Origin of the sequence: Nocardia neocaledoniensis (genome assembly GCF_029868625.1) — a bacterium.
GTDB lineage: Bacteria > Actinomycetota > Actinomycetes > Mycobacteriales > Mycobacteriaceae > Nocardia > Nocardia neocaledoniensis_A.
Genome location: NZ_JARWOJ010000129.1, coordinates 1 through 19,222, shown reverse-complemented (window position 1 = coordinate 19,222; position 19,222 = coordinate 1). Strand labels below are relative to the sequence as shown.

The window sequence follows — 19,222 nt, the reverse complement described above, 5'->3', positions numbered from 1 at the left end:
GTCCCGGCGGGCTTTACCGGTAGTAGCGGTTCGATAACCGCCCACAACTCATCGTCCACGATCCACGGTGCTGCCACGGCGAAACATCCTGCACGACAGTAAGTCTCACCGCTACCTGACCGAACCCGTTAGGAGGTCTAAGCCACCAGTGCTCGCGCTCGCCGCTCTGCCGAGGATTGGCACTCGGCGCCTCGGTGAGCCGTCGACCGCATCGCCAGCGGCGTGGGCCGCAGCGGGCGCCACCATACGGAAGCTGCACGACGCGCCGCTACCGCCATGGCCCGGCCGCAGCCTCGACGCGCACGCATCGGAGCTCAACCGCAAATGTGCAGCGCTTACCAGGAGCGGGGTGGCCCCACCAACGTAGTCGCACACAACCGCCGGATAGCCGAGATCGCGCTTCGGCCGTGAACGCCGGCATTCACCCACGGCGACCTCCAGATCTCCCACGTGTTCGTCGAAGGCGATGAGGTCACTGGCGTTAACCGGTCCGAGGCGGCCCAGGGCGATCCCCTGTATGACCTCGCCATCCTGACGCTCGAACACCCGGAACACCTCAGTGACGTCGTCGCCGGTTACGGTGCCGACATCGACCTCGAGGTGATCCGCGCCTGGTGGTCGTTGCGTAGCCTCCTGGGGCCCGCTGGGTGGTTGAGCACGGTTTCGATCCGGCCTCGCCAGGCTGCAAGGTCGACGTGCTGAGAACCCAGGCAATGCGGACTGATCACTCGCAACCAAGATCGCGACGTCAGTATTCGCCGATACAAACATCTTCGGATCTGGGGCGACGTCAGGATCTACCTATCGGTGACGTCAGAGATCACCGATAGAACCACTATGGCTGGCCTTCTGGGCCGAATGCGGAGGCCCGGCCCGTGATAGCGGGCTTTCCGTAGCAGATCGACGTACGAGCTGGGTGGCGTCGGGAGTGGTTTCAGGGTGCAGCGTCGACTGATTTGGTGGTGTGGTCGGTGTCGGCGTGGACGGTTTTGGTGCCCCGGCCGACGTGGGCTTCGCTGCGCATGCGGTCGATCATGTGGGGGTAGTGCAGCTCGAACGCGGGTCGTTCGGATCGGATGCGGGGTATGTCGTAGAAGTTGTGTCGTGGTGGTGGACAGGTAGTAGCCCATTCCAGGGAGTTGCCGTGGCCCCACGGGTCGTCGACTGCCACGACCTCGCCGTATCGGTAGCTTTTGAACACGTTCCACACGAATGTCGTCATCGACGCACCGAGCAGGAACGATCCGATGGTGGAGATGGTGTTGAGGGTGGTGAATCCGTCGGTGGGCAGGTAGTCGGCGTAGCGGCGGGGCATGCCTTCGCTGCCGAGCCAGTGCTGGACCAGAAAGGTGGCGTGGAAGCCGATGAAGGTGGTCCAGAAGTGGAGTTTGCCGAGGCGTTCGTCGAGGAATCGGCCGGTCATCTTGGGGAACCAGAAGTAGATCCCGGCGAAGGTGGCGAACACGATGGTGCCGAAGAGCACGTAGTGGAAGTGTGCGACGACGAAGTAGCTGTCGTGGACGTGGAAGTCCAGCGGTGGGCTGGCCAGGATCACTCCGGACAGGCCACCGAACAGGAACGTGACGATGAAACCCAGCGCCCACACCATCGGGGTTTCGAAGGTGAGCTGGCCTTTCCACATGGTGCCGATCCAGTTGAAGAACTTGACCCCGGTCGGGACCGCGATCAGAAACGACATCAGTGAGAAGTAGGGCAGCAGGACCGCGCCGGTGGCGTACATGTGGTGGGCCCATACCGCCATCGACAGCCCGGCGATGCCGAGGGTGGCGTAGATCAGGGTGGTGTAGCCGAAGATGGGTTTGCGGCTGAACACGGGCAGGATCTCGCTGATGACGCCGAAGAACGGCAGCGCGACGATGTAGACCTCGGGGTGTCCGAAGAACCAGAACAGGTGCTGCCACAGAATCGCCCCGCCGGTGGCGGGGTCGAAGATGTGGCCGCCGAGGTGGCGGTCGAAGGCGATGCCGAGCAACCCGGCGGTGAGCACGGGAAACGCCAGGAGTACCAGCACACTGGTGACCAGGATGTTCCAGGTGAAGATCGGCATCCGGAACATGGTCATGCCCGGGCAGCGCAGGCATACCACGGTGGTAACCATGTTGACCGCGCCGAGGATAGTGCCCAATCCCGAGACCACCAGACCCATTACCCACAGGTCCGCGCCCACGCCCGGGGAATGCACGATATCGGACAGGGGCTGGTAGGCGGTCCATCCGAAATCGGCGGCCCCGCCGGGGGTGAGGAATCCCGAGACCGCCATCGTCGCGCCGAACAGGAACAGCCAGTAGCTCAAGGCGTTCAGTCGAGGGAAGGCCACGTCGGGGGCGCCGATCTGCAAGGGCAGGATCGCGTTGGCGAACCCGAACACCGTCGGGGTCGCATAGAACAGCAGCATGATCGTGCCGTGCATGGTGAACAGCTGGTTGTACTGCTCGGGAGACAGGAACTGCATGCCCGGGCGGGCGAGTTCGCCGCGCATCAGCAGCGCCATCAGCCCGCCGATGAGGAAGAACGCTGTGGTGGTGACCAGGTACATGATCCCCAGCAGCTTGGGGTCGGTGGTGGTGACGATTTTCCACACCGCTGAACCTTTGGGTCCGCCTCGGGCTGGGAACGGGCGAGAGGCTTCGACAGGCGGAGCCTGTTGAGCTGGGACCTGCACCATCTGCACTCCTCACCCGTGACCGAACCGAACCCCAACCGCGATACCCGCTCGATGAGCGATCAAACGATGGCGCACTCCTTTACCGGAAATCTGGGGCAGGCTCGGCGCCGCCGGTGTTTCCGAGTAGGACCTCGACCGGTGGTTGCGCGGTGGGTAGCCGTGCGCTGTCGTCGTCGCGGGAGCCGCGCGGTGATTGACCGGCAGCTCGCCGGGTAAGCCGGGTAGACGAGGCAGGTTCGGGTCCGTGCACGGCAAGACGGAAAGGGGCGCGTTAATGAGTTCGTCGGAGAACACGGTGCCGGACCGAAAATCCGCAGCGGAGAACCGCCCTAGCGGGTGGTCGGTGCCGGGGCCCGGACCTCGCTGGTGGCCGGAATCTTGTTGGCGACAGCGGTATTCACGATCGTCGATGAGACCTTTCTGCATTTGCTGCTGCACTGGCATCATTTCTACGACCGCTCCACTCCCGGGGTGGCCATGCTCAGTGACGGGTTGTTCCAGGCCGTGGGCGTGGTGGCCTTGGTCGCCTCGGGCTACCTGTACGCCGATCTGCGCCGTCGCGGAGTATGGCGCCCGTTGTGGCAGGCCACCGGATTCTTTCTGGCGCTGGGGGTGATCGGGCTGGTCGACGAGGTCGTCATTCACAAACTGCTGAACTGGCATCAGATCCACTACGGCGACGAGGTGTGGAAATACGATGCCGGCGCCGGGGTGTGCATCGTGGCCAGCCTGCTGGTCGGAGGCGTGCTGCTACGCCGGAGCCTGCGCAGCCCCGATGGCGGGATCCGCCTCGATCTCGGGGGCTCGAAAGGCCTCGATGTCCCCGACAGCACGCGATAGGGCGCGACGATGCTGCTGACACAGCACCCCCACCACACCGACCACCTCGAGCACACCACCACCCACGCCGGTGCGGGATGGCTGGGATGGGTGGTGCCGGTGGTGCTGCTGGGGTTGTATCTGGTGGGGATGGGGCGGTATTCCCGGCGTTTCGACCGCGGGTGGAGCCGGTGGCGGCTCGCCGGGTTCGTGTCCGGGCTGGTGTTGGTGATCGTGGCGCTGTCGGGGCCGGTGAGCGCGTTCGCGCACGCCGACGCGCGCGGGCACATGCTGCAGCACCTGCTCATCGGCATGTACGCGCCCCTGGCGTTGGTGATGTCGGCGCCGGTGACGTTGTTGCTGGGCGCGCTCACCCCACGGGCGGGGCAGCGCGTGGGCGCGGTGCTGCACACCCGGGCGCTGCGGTTGCTGGGCCACCCGATCACTGCCGCGATCCTCAACGTCGGTGGCCTGTATGTGCTGTATCTGACCCCGTTGGACGCGGCGAGCATGCAGCGGGGCTGGCTGCACGTGCTGATCGCGGTGCACATGCTCGCGGCCGGGTATCTGTTCACCTGGTCGATCGCCGGGCCGGACCCCGCACCGCATCGGCCGGGGCTGACACTGCGCGTGGTGACCGTGCTGGCGGCCATCACCGCCCACGCGTTCCTGGGCAAACTCCTCTACGCCGAGGCCGGTCGGCTCCCCCCGGGCACGCACTACCCGCCCGCGCAGATGGAACAAGCAGCGCAATGGATGTACTACGGCGGCGAAATCGCCGAACTCGTGCTGGTCATCGCCTTGTTCATGTGGTGGTACCGACACCCCCGCACCACAGCGGCGGCCGCCGAACCCCGCAGGTCCGTGCAGGCTACTGCTGTCCCTCTGCCGGGGATGCGCTGACGGCGGTTTCCTGCGGAGTCGCGTCACCGAGCCCGATCGAAGCAGCTATTGGGCGACCGCGGCCCGGCGTCGATGCTCATGCCGGTGCGTGAGCGGTCACCCGGTCCGGCCCAGGGGGAGGGCGGTCATTTCCTGCGTAGTGCCCACCAGGGTCGGGTCGTGTCCTGGGTGGGGTGTCCGGGGCACCAGTGTTCGGGGGCGACACCGGCGCGGACGGCCTCGATGTGGGCACCGCAGCCGGACCAGGTGGTTTTACCGCAGGTGCGGCATCGCACCGGTGAGCACATCAGCGGGCCCCCTCGGGGGTGGTATCGATTTTCGGGGGTCCTTGGTAGGGGCGGTGCAGGGCGGCGAATCCCGGGGTGGTCGCGGCGGTGACCAGCGCCTCGAGCAGGACCGGACCATGTTCGGCGGCAGGGGCTTCGGTCAGGACCGGGCCCTGGAAACCGTCGCCGTCGATCACGATGATCGGGCTGCCGCCATTGCCACCCAGGACGTCCTGGCTGGCCTGATGTGAGCGGGTGACGGCGCTGTCGAGACCGGTGTCGTCGGCGTACCGGGCCAGTGCCGGGTCCAGACCGGCGGCGGACAGTGATTCCGCGAGTGCGGCGGGCCCGAGCTCGTGCTCGTGCACGTGCAGCCGGTTCCCGGCGGTGTCGTAGAGGCGCGCGAACGCCTCGGGCCCGCCGGTTGCGGTGGCCGCGGCGAAGACCCTCCCGAGGCGGCGTGAGCGCTCGATCATCGGTCGGTGATCGGCGTCGACGTCGTGGCCCTCGTTGAGTACGGCCAGGCTCATCTGCCGCAGCCGCACGGTGTGCGGGCCGGCCTGAGCGGCGGCGAGCAGCCACCGCGAACTCACCCACGCGAACGGGCACACGGGATCGAGATACAGGTCGATGTCGGCCATCGAGGGCCCTCCTAGGGAAGTGGTGGCGCGCCGGTTCGGGACAGGACCCATAGGGACCGGCGCGCCGGTGGGTGGATGCGGTCAGGGGGTGGCGTCAGTGACTGCTGGACGCGCGTGGCCGCCCCTGCAGTTCGACCCCGAACAGCGGGCCCAGCAGGCAGAAATGGAAGACTCCCGCCGCGATCGGGACCAGGCCGATCACGGCCACGATGACTCCTGCGGTCCCGCCGATCACGGCCAAGCCGATCACGATCACCGCGATTCCGGCGGCGATACGGGCCAGGCGCCCGGCGGTACTTCGCATGAATTCGACGATGCCCATAACGCTGCACTCCTTCGACACAGGGACAGGGGTTGCGCTCAACTATACCCCCTGGGGTATGGTCGGACTCGACATCAACATACCCCAGGGGGTATCAAAGGAGGGTCGGATGACCGAAACGAAGCTCGATACCGCCTCGGCGAAACCACCCGGCACGACCTCCGGGCCAGGACTGCTGGGCCGGTGGGGCGCGTTCATGGCCGGGCGCACCCGGGCAGTGATCGGGATATGGCTGCTGGTGCTGATCGCACTGGGCGCCGCCGCGCCGAGTGTGTTCACCTCCCTGGCCGGGGCCGGGTGGCAAGCCAACGGCTCGGAATCGGTCCGTGCCCGTGAACTGGCTCAGCAGCACTTCGGTGGTAACTCCTCGGCCGCGGTGCAGGTGGTGATCCATTCCGACACCGCCACGATCGGTGACCCGGCGATGGTACGGGTGGTCGAGCAGGCCACGGCGGTCTTCGCCGGGGACGAGCGGATCGGGCAGGTGATCGCCCCGCAGCCGGGGTTCACGATCAGCCCTGACGGACACACCGGCATCGTGATCGCGGGCGCCAATGCCTCCACTGATGACATGGTCAAAGCTGTCGACGAGCACAAAGCCGCGTTGACCGCGCTGTCGAAAGACGGGATCGAGGTGTATCCGACCGGGGCGTCGGCGTTGTGGAGCGATTTCAATGTCGCCAACCACGACGCGATGATCCAGGCCGAGATGTTGTCGTGGCCGGTCACCCTGGCGATCATGGTGCTGGCGTTCGGATCGCTGGTCGCGGCCGGGCTGCCGCTGCTGCTGACCCTCGCGGGCTTGGTGGCCTCCGCGGGTGGGTTGGTGCTGCTGAATCAGATCACCCCGATCTCGGTGTGGGCGATGAACTTCGCCATGATGTTCGCCCTGGCCCTGGGCATCGACTACGCGCTGTTCCTGGTCGCGCGCTTCCGCGACGCGCTGGCCCGCACCGGCGATCCCCGCGCCGCGGTCGCCGAAACCATGGACACCGCAGGCAAAGCCGTCCTGCTCTCAGGGCTGACGGTGCTGGTGAGCTTGTCGGCGGTGCTGATCGTGCCCGCTCCCGCCGTGCGGACCATGGCGGTCGGGATCATGCTCGCGGTGGTGTTCGTCCTCGCCGCGACCCTGACCCTGCTGCCCGCCGTCCTCGGCGCGCTCGGCACCAAGGTCAACGCCGCCGCGCTGCCCTACGCGCGCCGCCAGCAGCACCGCTCGCCGGTGTTCGCGCGCTGGGGCCAGATCCTGCACAAGCATCCGTGGCCGTTCGCCGTGTTGGCACTGGCCATCCTGATCGGGCTGGCCGCGCCGGTGTTCGGGCTCAAGACCGCGATGCCCTCGATCGCGGTCGTGCCCACCGACGCGCCGGTGCGCCAGGGCTATGAACTGATCGCCGAGCAGATGGGCCCCGGCGCCCCGGGCATGCTCTCGATCATCACCCCGACCGCCGACGCGGCGGCCACCGCGACCATCGCGCGCGCCAGCGACGGCATCGTCATGCTCACCCCGCCCCAGCCCGCCGCCGACGGCGCCGATCTGGTGATGATGCAGGCCATGCCCGCAGTCGATCCCTCCGCGCCGCGGATGGCCGAAATCCTGGACCGGTTGCGTGCCGACCTGCCCGCCGACGCGGTGGTCGGTGGCGCGGCGGCGGAAAACCTCGACCTGCAACAAGCCCTCGACGACTACCTGCCGATCGTGGTGGCCATCATCTTGGTGCTCGGGTTCGTGTTGTTGCTGATCGCGTTGCAGGCCCCGCTCATCGCGGCCTTGGGCACCCTGGTCAGCCTGCTCTCGACCGCGGCCGCGTTCGGGGTGGCCAAGCTGATCTTCCAGGACGGGCACGGCGCCGAACTGCTCGGCTTCACTCCACAGGGGTTCCTCGACGGATGGGGGCCGGTGTTCTTCTTCGCGATGATCTTCGCCATCGCCATGGACTACACGGTGTTCTTGCTGGCCACCGCCAAAGAACACTACGAACGCACCGGCGACCCCCACGCCGCGCACGTCGACGGGCTCGCGCATTCGGGGCGGGTCATCTTCGCCGCCGCGGCGGTCATGGTGGCGGTGTTCTTCACCTTCGCCCTGGCCGACCCACTGCCCCCGAAGGAGATGGGCATCATCCTCGGAGTCGCGGTGTTGCTCGACGCGATCCTGGTGCGGTTGGTGCTGTTGCCGGTGATTCTGCGTCTGACCGGGCATGCTGCCTGGTGGAGCCCGGCGTGGCTGACCCGGGTGCTGCCCACCATCAGCTTCGCTCACCACTGACCCACCGGCCAACCCACTTCCTCGGAACCCCCTTCTATACCCCACGGGGTATATTGGGGGGAGGATCCGAGAAGGGAAACATCGATGAACGCCAACGACGAGGCGATGACGCAAGTCCTCAACAGACTGCGCCGCGCCCAGGGCCAACTCACCGGGGTGATCGCCATGATCGAGGACGGGCGCGACTGCAAGGACGTGGTCACCCAACTCGCCGCGGTCTCCAAAGCGCTCGACCGCGCCGGATTCAAGATCGTCGCCACCGGCCTGCGCGAATGCCTCACCGAAACCCCCGACGGTGAGGCCGCGCCCATGAGCATCGACGAACTGGAAAAACTCTTTCTCGCCCTGGCCTGACCCCGCACAGCGCGGGGTCAGGTACGCACACTGGAAGGACTCCCGCCGATGGCATTGCCACCGCGACCGCACGAATGGACCATCACCCGCCTCGTCCCGGCCCTGGCCGGGACAATGGTCCTGCTCAGCGTATTGCTGAGTGTGACCCTGTCCCCGTGGTGGCTGATCCTGGCCGCCCTGGTCGGGGCGAACCTGCTGCTCTACAGCGCGGCGGGCTGGTGCCCGGCCACCCTGGTGATGCGCCGACTCGGTCTGACCGACACGACCTGCCCAACCCCCACCGCCTGACCACTCTCCTCGGATCGGAGCACACGAATGGACCTGGCCCTGTCGACCACGCTGCACACCACCTTCGACGACGCGCTCGAACGCACCCGAGACGCGTTGGCCGAGCAAGGATTCGGCATCCTCACCGAGATCGACATGCAAGCCACCCTCAAAGCCAAACTCGGCCACGACATGGAGGACTACCGCATCCTCGGCGCCTGCAACCCACCCCTGGCCCACCGAGCGGTCGAGATCAACCGCCAGATCGGGCTGCTGCTGCCCTGCAATGTCGTGGTCCGTCGCGACCGGACCGACACCGACACCGACACCATCATCGTCGAAGCGATGAACCCTCAGCTCATGGTCGCAGTCACCGGTCAGCCCGCACTCGATCCGGTCGCCGAGGATGCCACCACCCGCCTGCGCGCAGCCCTAGCTGCGCTGGGGGCCACGGGGATTTGACATGACGCCCACCGTCCCGGTCTATCCCGGTCATTGCGCCAGACTGCCGCGCCTTCCCAACGAGCCGATCGTCCCTACGGCCCTGAGCCGATTATCGACGACCCGAATAACCTTGGCACGCCGCTCGGTGAGACCACCCACCACATCTCACTCCGGCCTTCGCCAAGCCTAGGATTTCCGACCGACCCGCCGAGCAAGCGCGCCGGTTCGAGACCTCGGACTCCGAGTGCATCGGTGGTGACTGGTTGCAGAGCGGGACCGATGGCGTCCTTGCCGGTGCCCGGCCGGGGGGATGCGTATCGCACTCACATGTAGCACCGGTGCATCAGCCACTGGCACTGAAGCAATTGAATATCAAGGAAATGATAGAATGATTGCCAACGCGAGGTGGTATGACGTGAGCAATGGGGCTGGATACATTGCAGCGCAGCTTCCTTCCAGAACCCTCATCAGCAATTACAGTAGCTATAGCCCGAAATCCTTTCTAATCTGCAGCAGACCCCGCACCCCAGCGCGGTCCTGAACCTGCTCGTCGGCCATGCTGGGCCTGGCAAGCCACAGCAAAGCGACCGAGATGGTACGCCTGGAATGTAGGCCTTTGATCAGACTTCGTTGTCATGCGAAATCCGCCTAGAGCAGTCCAATATTCTCGGTGTGCAGCGTCGCAGTCGGATCGATTCGGATTCCCCGGGCTCGTGACGACGCATCGATAATTCCCCAAATGATAGCGCTGAGATGATCCCGGAAGGCCGAGCGGGACATCGCGGATGGGTCGGCTTGCGAGTCAATCCACCAATCGGTTGCGGAGAGGCTGGCCCCTATGATTGACTGCACGACCAAATCTATGCCGGTGCTGTCCGCGCCAACGTTCTCCAACACGGCGGCGAAATGGCCAGCAATGAAACCGGCGAGCTCGCGTGCATCCTCCAGGGCCTGGTCGGATCCTGATGAGCTCTCGCTAAAATGACTCCGCACGAGATATTTGAAAACGTTGCGGTGCTCGTCGACCAATTGCGTATATTGCTCGACGAGCTGATTCATCACTTTACCGATCGGCTCGGATCCGAAGTCGACCGCATCGAGAATGTTGGTCCACATGAGGTCCTTCGCCCGCTCCACCACAGCGGCACGGAGGCCCTGTTTGTCGTTGAAGTGGCGATACAGCTTAGGTTTTGTTGCGCCTGCTTCCCGGGCGATATCATCCATGCTGGCCTCGGGGCCATATTTAGCGAAGGCTTGGTACGCGGCATCGACCAGCTCCGCGCGCACTACGGCCCGATGCTCTTCCCAACGGCTTGATCGTGCGTCAACTCGCCGAACCACCGAGCTACCGACCTCCAACATTTTCCGTCGCGCGCCTGCCACGATGCCGATCCTACGCTACGGGCTACACGGATGGACAAGTACACGAGGTCGGCAGCCCGTTAACGCCTGGATTCTGGCGATGTCACCGCCGGACGGTCACTGCCGGTTGTGGACGGTTAGCCGAATGTCACAATGACAGTATCGGTGATCGGTAGAGACTGGCAAGCCAGGCGGTCGCCCTCCTCGATGTCGTCCTCGTCGAGTACGTCGTTCACTCTCATCTGTATGTCACCATCTATGACCTTGCATACGCACGCGCCGCATCCGCCTTCGCGGCACGAGTACGGCGGCGAAAAGCCCTCGTTCAGCAGGACTTCGACGAGCGTAAGATCCTTGGGCCATTGAAGCTCGGCACGGTCACCATCCAGGTAGACCACGAGACGTGCCTGCTCCGTGGTCATCGACTGCTTGACGCCAATTTCGGTGTCGAACGGATCGGAACGAAGAGATTGGAAAATTTCTCGATGGAGATTGCCATGCGGGATGCCGACATGATGCGCTACGTCGCCCACTAGGTCCATGAAAGCCGCTGGACCGCACACGAAGTACATTCGATTCTTATATGCGCTGCAGAGTTCTGAGAGAGTTTCTCGGTCCGGGAGTCCTCGCTCGCTCTCCAGCCACTCTATGAGAATGAGCCGTTCCGGAAACTGTTTCGCCATATAGCGAAGGTCTTCGCCAAAAATTACGCTCTCTGCGTCCTGGTTCGCATAGAAAAGCACAAGATGGCCATCACCCTCGAGCAGAGCTGACTTGATAATTGAGATGATTGGCGTGATGCCGCTGCCAGCTGCTAGCAGTACCATATCCGAATTCAGATCCTGCGGCGTGAAGTGTCCGCTAGGCGGTAGCACGGACACGATAGTGCCAGTGGTGATATTGTCGCACAGCCAGTTGGATCCATACCCACCCGCTGTGCGTTTTACTGTTACGGCCAGCTCGTCCTCGGTGTGCGGAGAACTCGACAGCGAGTAGCAACGGGCTGCAGGTTCCCTCTCGCCACTCCCAGGAATGCGCAACGTCAGGAACTGTCCCGGAGTGTACGAGAATGTTGCCCATTGATGCTCCGGGACGTCAAACCATATCGAGACGGCATCCTGCGTCTCCTGCACCACGCGGGACACAGTGAGCTCACATGGCATATTTTTCTTCGAGAACATTCCATCTCCCTCGATGCTGGACAGTCACTCTAGGACGTCCGTATGGCCCGGCGGTCCGGCATCAAATGTTGTAATTCACCAGACCGTATCGGCGACCTATCGCGAATCCGAGGCGGGCCAGAGGCGCGTTGAGGTCCTGGTACCGTGGCCCTACCGCCCGCGTAATAAAATCGAAGCCGAGGGCGTCAGGCCCGATGAGAACGCGCGGCTTATTGCGACGCACGCCCTTGATGATTGAATCCGCAGCGCCTTCGGGTGTCGTGAGAGCAATCCGATCGAATCCGGCAACAATCTTCTTTTGATCGCCCATTGTGCCGACGCCCCGAGCATCCCGCACGATATTGGTCCGGACGCCACCGGGATGAACGCAGGTTACACCTACGGGCAAGCGGTTAATTCGCATCTCTTGACGCAGCGCTTCGGTGAAACCTCGGACAGCGAATTTGGACGCGTTGTACGCGCTCTGGCTGGGTATGGCCATCAGCCCGAAAACGCTCGAAACATTGACAACGTGGCCGTCACCTGAATCAATCAGATCCGGAAGAAATAGTTTTGTTCCGTTAACCACACCCCAGAAATTGATGCCCATCAACCATTCGAAGTCGATCCATTCCATGTCCACTACATCGGCGCCTAGCGCAACGCCCGCGTTATTGACGACCATGCTGATCGATCCGAATTCCGCCAGGACGCGGTTCCGGTAATCCTGGAATGCGTGACGATTGGCTACATCGAGCTCATAGGGTCGGCATTCTGCACCAAGCGAACTGCAAACAGCGGCGGTCTCCTGTGCGCGTTCCGCGTCGATATCAGCGATCGCGAGCCGGGCGCCGTCGCCAGCGAGCCGAATTGCGACGGCGCGGCCGATGCCCGAACCGCCCCCCGTTACCGAGACCACCCGGTCTCTGAAGTCTTTCATTTCGGAAGGTTCCCCTTCTCGAGCGCCTTCGAGAGGTCGGCGGTGTATTGTGTACCGGCCAACTCGCCGACAAATCCGAAATCCGCCGGCGCCAGTTTGCGAGTGCGCCGCCAGTATTGCCATGTGAAGCCCGGCCAAACAGTTCGGTTGACGCCCTGTGCGTCGAGGTACCAACTTGTACACCCGCCGCTACTCCAGACTCCCTTGACCAGCTTGGCCTGAATTTCGGAGTTGAATTTCCGCTGGACCGGCTCGCGTACTTCTAGCGCAGCTGCGCCACGTTTGTTGACAAGATCGATCGCCGAGATAATGTATCTGATCTGGCATTCAATCATAAAGACTACGGAGTTATGGCCCAGCCCCGTGTTGGGGCCGAGTAGGAAGAAGAGATTGGGGAATCCGGCGGTGGTGATGCCGAGGTGCGTCTGGATCCCTTCGTCCGACCAAACCGTTGCGAGTTCCCTGCCGGACGAGCCCTTGAGGCGAAGGCTTTCAAACCCGTCGGTCACATGGAATCCGGTCGCGTAGATGATCACATCCGCTGGACGCTTCTCGCCGTTCCGTGACACGATCGCGTCCTCGGTTATCTCAGAGATACCTTCGGTGATGACGGTTGTGGTTGGTCGATTCAGTGCTGGATAGTAGTCACTCGAGCCGAGAATCCGCTTACATCCGATGCGATAGCTAGGCGTGAGTTTACCGCGCAACACGGGATCATCGATTCCCTGTGCGATGTTCCACTTGGCAATGCTCTCAAGTGGGCGCATGAGGTTGAGGTGGCCATTGAGGCCCATTGACAACGATTCTGCTGACCAGTAGATAGCCGCCCGCACTGCCTTCGCAAGAATCGGCATCCTGGTGAATGCCGCCCGGATAGATTCCGGAATCTTGACATTCTTCCTTGGTAGTACCCATGCTGGCGTCCGCTGGTATACGTGCAGTTCAGCGGCTTCCTTGGCAATCTCGGGAATGAACTGAATCGCACTGGCTCCGGTGCCGATCACGGCGACCTTCTTGCCCGCCAATGAGCAATCATGATCCCACTGCGCCGAATGAAAGACAGTGCCGTTGAAGTTCTTCTGCCCGTCAATTGTAGGGATGCTCGGTATGTGTAGCGCTCCGACTCCTGAGACTAGGAACTGGGCGATGTACTCGTGGCCGTCGGATGTGACCAGATGCCAGGCGGAATCATCGGGATCCCAATGTCCGGATTGCAGTGTCCGACCAAAATGAGTGTACCGATACAGATCGTACTTGCGTGCTAGCCCGGTGAGATAGTTCTGGATCTCGTCCTGCCCTGCCCAGAGCCGACTCCAGTCCGGTTTGGGTTCGAAGGAGTACGAGTACATATGCGAAGGAACGTCACATGCGCAGCCCGGATACGTGTTGTCGCGCCATGTTCCGCCGATCTCGGTCTCTTTCTCGATAATTAGGAAATCATCTATTCCCGCTCTCAGCAACTGTATTGCCATCCCCATTCCCGAAAATCCGCTTCCGACGATGAGGACTTGCGCCCGGTGGACTGTGATTCGCGCTCCGTCACCTCCCGAGCCATTGGACTTTTGTGCATACTTGGCAGATCGACTTTTGCTCATCGGTTTCCTCTGGCCGGTGCGGCTCGCCCAGTGCTAGCCGCAAATTCATGTGTCGTGCGAAATTCCTGGCCACGTCCGTGCGCTTGTGTTTTCGCCGGACTGGGCTGCTCACCGCTGGGCGATATCCTCGGGGAGGCTCCTGGACAGACGCCACAGGAACATTGTGATGCGCCCTTCGATCATGCCGGCCTCGTCAAAGAACCGGATCATCGGCTCGGACATGAACTGCAAATTCTCCCGGTAGTGTGGACCGGACTGGCACGCCAAGAACCCACGTAGTGGATGCACGCCGACGACACGGTACAGCTTCGGGTTAATCAAGATCGGATAAGCCAAGTTTGCGACGACCGCGAGCACGCCGCGATGCCATGCTCTCGAGACTCGCCCCCGTACGCGCATGCCATCGACAAGTTCGGTTCGCGCGAACGTGATGTGGCGTGCCTCCTCGAGTACATGGATCTTCATCAACTGCCGGACCTGTGGCTGTAGACGCTCGTCATTCATCGCCTCGCGCTGGGCCCTATCGAGGATCTCCTCGATCAACAGCGTCGCACCCTGAATGGACGGCCCCAGCGGGATGAAGTGCAGGATCTTCGCCATCGAAAGGAACCCGCGCGGGAGCTTGTAGGGCGGGATGCCCGTTTTGGCAATCAAGCGCGCGAACATCATGGAGTGGCGGCTCTCGTCGCCAACTTCGGCGAGTGCGTACAGCGACTTGTTGTCGACGAGGTCCCCTGTGGTGTTCTGCCGTAGCAACGCCATGCTCAGCAGATTCTCAGCGTAGATTCCGAAGCTGAGAATGCTCACGAGTTCATGCTTGCCCAGCTCAACTTTCTGTGCGTCCGAGAGCCGGTCCCAGATCTCGGTGCCGAAGAGCGACACCCGGTGTTCGGGCAGCCATGCCTTATCCGGCCACCATGGACTATCCCAGTCGATGTCAACCTCGGCGTCATAGGACTTCTCGGCAGAGGTCTTGAGCAGTCGCCCGGCCGATCGTTGAAGATCGGTGCGTCGGCGTCCGCTCACGCGGGCCATGCCATCAGTGGTAACGGCTATCGGCCCGGCGCTGTGGCTTCGTACTTCGCTTGATGTCATTTGTCCATCTCTCGACTCGGCCGATGGCACGGCATCGGCGTATCTGGCACGGTGTGCCACCCCGTCGGAATGCTTGGACTCCCGCCCAAAGTTACCCGAACGATGGGTAGCGGATACTCGGGGTATGAGGTAACTTTGACTGCGGCAGACCGGATTGTCAAGCGGTCAACGCCCTCGGATTCCGACGTCGGCCCACCACACCGGCAGTGCTGGGTGTGGTGGATCCCGTTGCAGGCGTCGGCTGGCGATCACGCGAAGGAAGCCACAGTGAATTCTCATAGTCCGCACGATGACTCCGACTACATCGGGTCCGCGACAGTGATCATGGCAAGCACGGAAGTCGAGGTACAGGTCGAGCTGCGCGGCTTCTTCCAACCCATCGATGGCCGCTTCTGCTGGTACGGGCGGGTTGGACAGAGTGACATTCTCGACGAGTTTCTGCAGGGTCGTCGACGTTCGGTAGTGGTCCGGACTTCTGCCGGCGAAGCTGCCGGAACCATCGGTGATCGAGACTTCTGGGGTCGCTATCGGATTCAAGGCCGCGGTCGCCCGCCATACCCCACGCCGTCATCACTAGACGAAGTCGAGGCGACGCCGAGTTGAACTACAGACCGCGAAGACGGACGGCGACAACCAGCCGCTTGCGAATGGAACCGGAACCGACATGATCCGCTTTGGACACCTGCTCGACGCCCGAAGATCCGCAGCCTGGACCATGATTGTCACCTGCGGCGCAGTGGCTCTCGTTGTCGCGGCTATGGCAGCGCTCTATACCGCGCTCCCCGCTATAGCCTTGGACACGGGCGCGGATCAAAACGCGCTTACCTGGATAGTCGACGGCTATACGCTGGTGCTTGCTTGCCTCGTGTTGCCAGGGGGAGCGATCGGCGACAGATATGGCCGTCGACGTGTTCTGACGGCAGGCTTGGCCGTATTCGCGGTCGCTTCTCTGGTGCCCGTGCTGGTCGACGCCCCGATATGGCTCATGCTCTCCAGGGCTGTGGCGGGAGCCGGAGCCGCCTTTGTCATGCCTGCGACTCTCTCGCTGCTGACCGCAAACTTACCGGTGGACAAACGGGAGTACGCGGTCGGGGTGTGGGCAGGTGTCGCCGGTTCCGGCGGAGTAATCGGTATGGTCGGATCCGGTCTGCTCCTCACACGTTGGTCATGGCACTCGATTTTCGTCGGCCTGACCGTCGTCGCACTGCTGCTGTTGGTGCTTGGTCTCACCGTCCCTGATTCACAAGACACCGAATGCCCGCGGCTGGAGGTTCGCGGCATGTTCTTGGTGGTACTGGCGATCGGGACGACGGTATTCGCGGTCATGGAGGCTCCGACGCGTGGTTGGACCGATGGCTGGGTCTTCGCCATGGGAGCGACCGGCGCAATGAGTGTCGTGGCCTTCATCGTCACTGAACTCCGTGTCGAGCACCCCTTGCTTGATGTACGGCTGTTCCGCCGCCGAGGTTTCTCGAGCGGTGCGTTGTCGATAACCATTCAATTCCTCGTGACTTTCGGTGTGATGTTCCTGCTGGTGCAGCATTTCCAGCTCATCTTGGGGTTCACGCCCCTGCACTCGGCCTTGGCGCTTGCCCCGATGGTTGCTCCCCTCATCGTGATGTCTCTCGTCTCACCGATGATCGCCGCGTGGCTGGGGCTCCGGGTGACGACCACGACCGGGCTACTTACCATCGCAGTCGGCTTGTTGGCCCTCCAGCGCCTCGACACCGGTTCGTCTTACCTCGATGTGCTCTGGCCGCTGCTGATCATGAGCGCTGGCCTGGGCATGTCGGCCGCTCCCGCCACCAACGCGATCATGCTCGACACGCCCTTGGAGAAACACGGGGTATCAGCTGCGGTCAACGACGCAACTCGAGAGATCGGCGCCGCAGTCGGTGTCGCCGTCGCCGGCAGCATCCTGTCGGCGAACTACACGTCGAAGATCGCGGAGGTGTTACCCCGCCTTCCTGAGCCTGCTCGCGACCCGGTGCGGAGTTCGCTGGCTGGTGCACTCGAAGTCGCTGAGCGCGCGGGGGCTGCGGGAGAGCCCCTCGCCGAGTATGCGAAAGCCGCCTTCTGGGATGGAGTGGAACACTCCGCGTTCGCGCTGGCCGTGATCAGCCTCGCAGGCGCGCTGATACTCATCCCGCTCTCTCCTGGACGCACAGTCGACGAAGGCCACAAAGTCAGTTGCGTTCGCCGGGGCCGTCGAAATCGTCTGCGACGCCTCCGGCTTACGCGTGGTGCGCGGAGGAAGCGGTTGGAGTCAATGCCTACCATTGAACCGGCGCAACGGTAAGCCGAACGCACTTTCCGGATCCGTTCACACTTGCGGACCGCTTCAGGGCGTCAGCAGAACAGCCAGTCGGGAGCGAACTTTGGTGATGAACTCTCGTCGCCGACGTGCTCGGGTGGTCGGCTAATGGCACATGCCCGATCTGAGTGACTGCCCGGTTGTCGTGGTGTCCGGCCCGAGAGTGGGCCCCGTTCCTGGTCTAGCCGGTCGGAGCCTGAGCCGTTCGGGGCTTCTGCAGGATTGGGTGACAGCCCTACTCCGGAGGTGTGGCCAGCGGGGAGCCAGTAGGATTCCAGGTCGCTGATCGGTGGCACATCTGGGAGAACCTCGGTGACGCCCTCGAACACGCTATCGCACCGCGCCGACACTGCCTGACCGCCGCGGCGGGCTGCCTCGATGACGCCCCCGCAACTACCCGATATCGCCGAGGTCTCCGCAGGCTTGCATCGTGGTCCGGTCGAGCCAGGTCTGCGCCAAGACAGGGTCGCGATCCGATGCCAGCAGCGTTTCGCCGAGGTCCAGGAATCATCTACGAGTTCAAGCCCTATCTCCTCAGCGGTGGAATAAGGGATGCACCCGACGCCGCCCTGCTGTTTGACGCGATCACCGCCTGCGGCTATCGAAGTCAGCCGAACCTCGTCCGCGCCTATCAGGCCTTCCTCGATGCCGCTCACATCATCGGGCCCCAATTATGACCGAACCTGCTCGCATAGACCCAAATGGCCAGTGGCGCTTCGACATGACTCTACCGCCAGCCCGGATTCGACGCACCCGCTGGTCACGTTCGTTTGCCGCGATCATCAAGGAGCTGTGTGAGAGGCGACGCCACCTTCGGCGAATCCTTCTGAGCGGCTGAGCAATTCACACAGTCGAATTACGAAATAGTGCCAGATCCCTGATTCGGCCGGAATTGAACCTGGCACCGATGGAAGTGAGCGGCCCGCGGAAGTAGTCCGCGACTGCCCACGCGATCGCCAGTTTGCGGTACGTGGCAAAGAGTGGTTTACTCAGGGATTTCTCGTAAACCTTGCGGTGGAACTTGTTGTGGGCCTGTTCCATTTCGGCAGTCCGACACCGGGCGCCTGGCGGTGCGGGATGAAGAGGCCGTTCCCTGGTAGCCGCCGTCGGCGATGACCATAGCGGTGCGGCAGGCGTCGGCGCCGGATTCCGTCCAGGCCTGCGGTGCAACGGACGTCCGATCACGACGACGACTTCGTTATCGGGCGTCGATGGCGACCAGATGGTGGGTCGAGTACCAGTGGTTCCTACTCGGTGCGGCAATGTGCGGTCGCAGGTCGGACCAGATGCTGACCACCGTAAGCGCCACACCATGCGGGATCGGACCGGGGTCGCAGCGCCAACGTAGTACCAGGTCGTCGATCACCGGGCTTTGGCCGGCTTCCATTCCGAATACCGCCGCGGGTTGACGCATCGTCAGATGCGTCCGCAGTACCTGGCCACCAGCAACACCCGGCCCTCGAAACACAACTCCCGATGTCGGCCCCGCAACGACCGGTCGGTGCCCTCGTGCGGAAGCCGTGTGGTCGGGCGAGCGAACATGCGTGGCCACAGCCCGGAGATCAACTCCATCATCGAATAGGCCGCCGAGTGGCTACCCCCAGAACAATACTCACTGCTAGTCGAACGAATTATGGACAGCCGTTAGACCTCCTAACGGGTTCGGTCAGGTAGCGGTGAGACTTACTGTCGTGCAGGATGTTTCGCCGTGGCAGCACCGTGGATCGTGGACGATGAGTTGTGGGCGGTTATCGAACCGCTACTACCGGTAAAGCCCGCCGGGAC

Annotated in this window: 18 protein-coding genes and 1 pseudogene; 10 read left to right on the top strand and 9 right to left on the bottom strand. The window is 63.2% G+C overall.

Features of this window, described 5'->3' with window-relative positions; translation table 11 throughout:
• The first annotated feature begins 450 nt into the window (after positions 1 to 450).
• Positions 451 to 702 (top strand): hypothetical protein, encoded by a 252-nt coding sequence (locus QH270_RS09165; RefSeq protein ID WP_067645215.1) that lies wholly within the window; start codon positions 451 to 453, stop codon positions 700 to 702.
• Positions 703 to 934: 232 nt separating this feature from the next.
• Here QH270_RS09165 and ctaD read toward each other — a convergent pair whose 3' ends face one another.
• Positions 935 to 2,686: an aa3-type cytochrome oxidase subunit I gene (gene ctaD / locus QH270_RS09160; RefSeq protein ID WP_280340138.1), complete on the bottom strand. Its 1,752-nt coding sequence runs from the start codon at positions 2,684 to 2,686 to the stop codon at positions 935 to 937.
• A 366-nt stretch (positions 2,687 to 3,052) separates the two neighbouring features.
• Here ctaD and QH270_RS09155 point away from each other — a divergent pair, with 366 nt between their 5' ends.
• Positions 3,053 to 3,526, top strand: coding sequence for a DUF2243 domain-containing protein (locus tag QH270_RS09155; protein WP_280340137.1), 474 nt, complete (start codon positions 3,053 to 3,055; stop codon positions 3,524 to 3,526).
• Between the two features lie 9 nt (positions 3,527 to 3,535).
• Positions 3,536 to 4,408 carry a cytochrome c oxidase assembly protein gene (locus QH270_RS09150; protein WP_280340135.1) on the top strand — a complete coding sequence of 291 codons (873 nt, stop codon included), beginning with the start codon at positions 3,536 to 3,538 and terminating at the stop codon, positions 4,406 to 4,408.
• 286 nt (positions 4,409 to 4,694) lie between these two features.
• On the opposite strand, the gene QH270_RS09145 is transcribed toward QH270_RS09150, so the two are convergent.
• Positions 4,695 to 5,315, bottom strand: a complete 621-nt coding sequence (locus QH270_RS09145; protein WP_280340133.1) for a disulfide bond formation protein DsbA — start codon at positions 5,313 to 5,315, stop codon at positions 4,695 to 4,697.
• A gap of 94 nt (positions 5,316 to 5,409) precedes the next feature.
• On the bottom strand, positions 5,410 to 5,637 hold the full coding sequence (locus QH270_RS09140; RefSeq protein ID WP_280340131.1) for a YgaP family membrane protein: 228 nt from the start codon (positions 5,635 to 5,637) through the stop codon (positions 5,410 to 5,412).
• Positions 5,638 to 5,746: 109 nt separating this feature from the next.
• Here QH270_RS09140 and QH270_RS09135 point away from each other — a divergent pair, with 109 nt between their 5' ends.
• From QH270_RS09135 to QH270_RS09120, 4 genes are all read left to right on the top strand, one after another.
• Positions 5,747 to 7,906, top strand: a complete 2,160-nt coding sequence (locus QH270_RS09135; RefSeq protein ID WP_280340129.1) for an MMPL family transporter — start codon at positions 5,747 to 5,749, stop codon at positions 7,904 to 7,906.
• A gap of 84 nt (positions 7,907 to 7,990) precedes the next feature.
• Positions 7,991 to 8,260 (top strand): metal-sensitive transcriptional regulator, encoded by a 270-nt coding sequence (locus QH270_RS09130; RefSeq protein WP_019050215.1) that lies wholly within the window; start codon positions 7,991 to 7,993, stop codon positions 8,258 to 8,260.
• Between the two features lie 48 nt (positions 8,261 to 8,308).
• A complete protein-coding gene (locus tag QH270_RS09125; protein ID WP_067645198.1) occupies positions 8,309 to 8,548 on the top strand; it encodes a YgaP family membrane protein in 240 nt (79 codons plus the stop codon).
• A gap of 27 nt (positions 8,549 to 8,575) precedes the next feature.
• Entirely contained in the window at positions 8,576 to 8,989 is a 414-nt protein-coding gene (locus tag QH270_RS09120) for a DUF302 domain-containing protein (protein ID WP_280340127.1), read from the top strand.
• A 630-nt stretch (positions 8,990 to 9,619) separates the two neighbouring features.
• On the opposite strand, the gene QH270_RS09115 is transcribed toward QH270_RS09120, so the two are convergent.
• The 5 genes from QH270_RS09115 to QH270_RS09095 form a co-directional block, all read right to left on the bottom strand.
• On the bottom strand, positions 9,620 to 10,354 hold the full coding sequence (locus tag QH270_RS09115; RefSeq protein WP_280340126.1) for a TetR/AcrR family transcriptional regulator: 735 nt from the start codon (positions 10,352 to 10,354) through the stop codon (positions 9,620 to 9,622).
• Positions 10,355 to 10,470: 116 nt separating this feature from the next.
• Positions 10,471 to 11,514, bottom strand: coding sequence for a ferredoxin--NADP reductase (locus QH270_RS09110; RefSeq protein ID WP_022565917.1), 1,044 nt, complete (start codon positions 11,512 to 11,514; stop codon positions 10,471 to 10,473).
• A 61-nt stretch (positions 11,515 to 11,575) separates the two neighbouring features.
• On the bottom strand, positions 11,576 to 12,433 hold the full coding sequence (locus QH270_RS09105; protein WP_280340124.1) for an SDR family NAD(P)-dependent oxidoreductase: 858 nt from the start codon (positions 12,431 to 12,433) through the stop codon (positions 11,576 to 11,578).
• Complete coding sequence (locus tag QH270_RS09100; RefSeq protein WP_084476126.1) at positions 12,430 to 14,028, bottom strand: flavin-containing monooxygenase; 1,599 nt, start codon at positions 14,026 to 14,028, stop codon at positions 12,430 to 12,432. Before QH270_RS09100 ends, QH270_RS09105 begins: the two co-directional genes overlap by 4 nt.
• Before the next feature lie 108 nt (positions 14,029 to 14,136).
• Complete coding sequence (locus QH270_RS09095) at positions 14,137 to 15,123, bottom strand: AurF N-oxygenase family protein (protein WP_051719633.1); 987 nt, start codon at positions 15,121 to 15,123, stop codon at positions 14,137 to 14,139.
• A gap of 267 nt (positions 15,124 to 15,390) precedes the next feature.
• Between QH270_RS09095 and QH270_RS09090 the strand changes: the two genes are divergently transcribed.
• The 3 genes from QH270_RS09090 (at position 15,391) to QH270_RS09080 (ending at position 18,114) form a co-directional block, all read left to right on the top strand.
• The gene (locus tag QH270_RS09090; protein WP_074965659.1) at positions 15,391 to 15,726 is read left to right on the top strand and encodes a DUF4873 domain-containing protein; all 336 of its coding nucleotides are present in this window, start codon (positions 15,391 to 15,393) and stop codon (positions 15,724 to 15,726) included.
• A gap of 61 nt (positions 15,727 to 15,787) precedes the next feature.
• Positions 15,788 to 17,422 carry an MFS transporter gene (locus tag QH270_RS09085; RefSeq protein WP_243750074.1) on the top strand — a complete coding sequence of 545 codons (1,635 nt, stop codon included), beginning with the start codon at positions 15,788 to 15,790 and terminating at the stop codon, positions 17,420 to 17,422.
• 491 nt (positions 17,423 to 17,913) lie between these two features.
• Positions 17,914 to 18,114, top strand: coding sequence for a hypothetical protein (locus QH270_RS09080; RefSeq protein WP_280340120.1), 201 nt, complete (start codon positions 17,914 to 17,916; stop codon positions 18,112 to 18,114).
• A 378-nt stretch (positions 18,115 to 18,492) separates the two neighbouring features.
• Here the strand turns inward: QH270_RS09080 and QH270_RS34645 are convergent.
• Positions 18,493 to 18,704: pseudogene (locus QH270_RS34645) on the bottom strand (IS5/IS1182 family transposase); the annotation flags it as partial.
• Between the last annotated feature and the right edge of the window lie 518 nt (positions 18,705 to 19,222).

What these genes read in the sequence shown, in the direction of transcription:
- ctaD (WP_280340138.1), bottom strand. Translation starts at nt 2,686, where the DNA reads ATGGTGCAGGTCCCAGCTCAACAGGCTCCGCCTGTCGAAGCCTCTCGC.
- QH270_RS09150 (WP_280340135.1), top strand. Translation starts at nt 3,536, where the DNA reads ATGCTGCTGACACAGCACCCCCACCACACCGACCACCTCGAGCACACC.
- QH270_RS09145 (WP_280340133.1), bottom strand. Translation starts at nt 5,315, where the DNA reads ATGGCCGACATCGACCTGTATCTCGATCCCGTGTGCCCGTTCGCGTGG.
- QH270_RS09140 (WP_280340131.1), bottom strand. Translation starts at nt 5,637, where the DNA reads ATGGGCATCGTCGAATTCATGCGAAGTACCGCCGGGCGCCTGGCCCGT.
- QH270_RS09135 (WP_280340129.1), top strand. Translation starts at nt 5,747, where the DNA reads ATGACCGAAACGAAGCTCGATACCGCCTCGGCGAAACCACCCGGCACG.
- QH270_RS09130 (WP_019050215.1), top strand. Translation starts at nt 7,991, where the DNA reads ATGAACGCCAACGACGAGGCGATGACGCAAGTCCTCAACAGACTGCGC.
- QH270_RS09125 (WP_067645198.1), top strand. Translation starts at nt 8,309, where the DNA reads ATGGCATTGCCACCGCGACCGCACGAATGGACCATCACCCGCCTCGTC.
- QH270_RS09120 (WP_280340127.1), top strand. Translation starts at nt 8,576, where the DNA reads ATGGACCTGGCCCTGTCGACCACGCTGCACACCACCTTCGACGACGCG.
- QH270_RS09110 (WP_022565917.1), bottom strand. Translation starts at nt 11,514, where the DNA reads ATGTTCTCGAAGAAAAATATGCCATGTGAGCTCACTGTGTCCCGCGTG.
- QH270_RS09105 (WP_280340124.1), bottom strand. Translation starts at nt 12,433, where the DNA reads ATGAAAGACTTCAGAGACCGGGTGGTCTCGGTAACGGGGGGCGGTTCG.
- QH270_RS09100 (WP_084476126.1), bottom strand. Translation starts at nt 14,028, where the DNA reads ATGAGCAAAAGTCGATCTGCCAAGTATGCACAAAAGTCCAATGGCTCG.
- QH270_RS09095 (WP_051719633.1), bottom strand. Translation starts at nt 15,123, where the DNA reads ATGACATCAAGCGAAGTACGAAGCCACAGCGCCGGGCCGATAGCCGTT.
- QH270_RS09085 (WP_243750074.1), top strand. Translation starts at nt 15,788, where the DNA reads ATGATCCGCTTTGGACACCTGCTCGACGCCCGAAGATCCGCAGCCTGG.
- QH270_RS09080 (WP_280340120.1), top strand. Translation starts at nt 17,914, where the DNA reads ATGCCAGCAGCGTTTCGCCGAGGTCCAGGAATCATCTACGAGTTCAAG.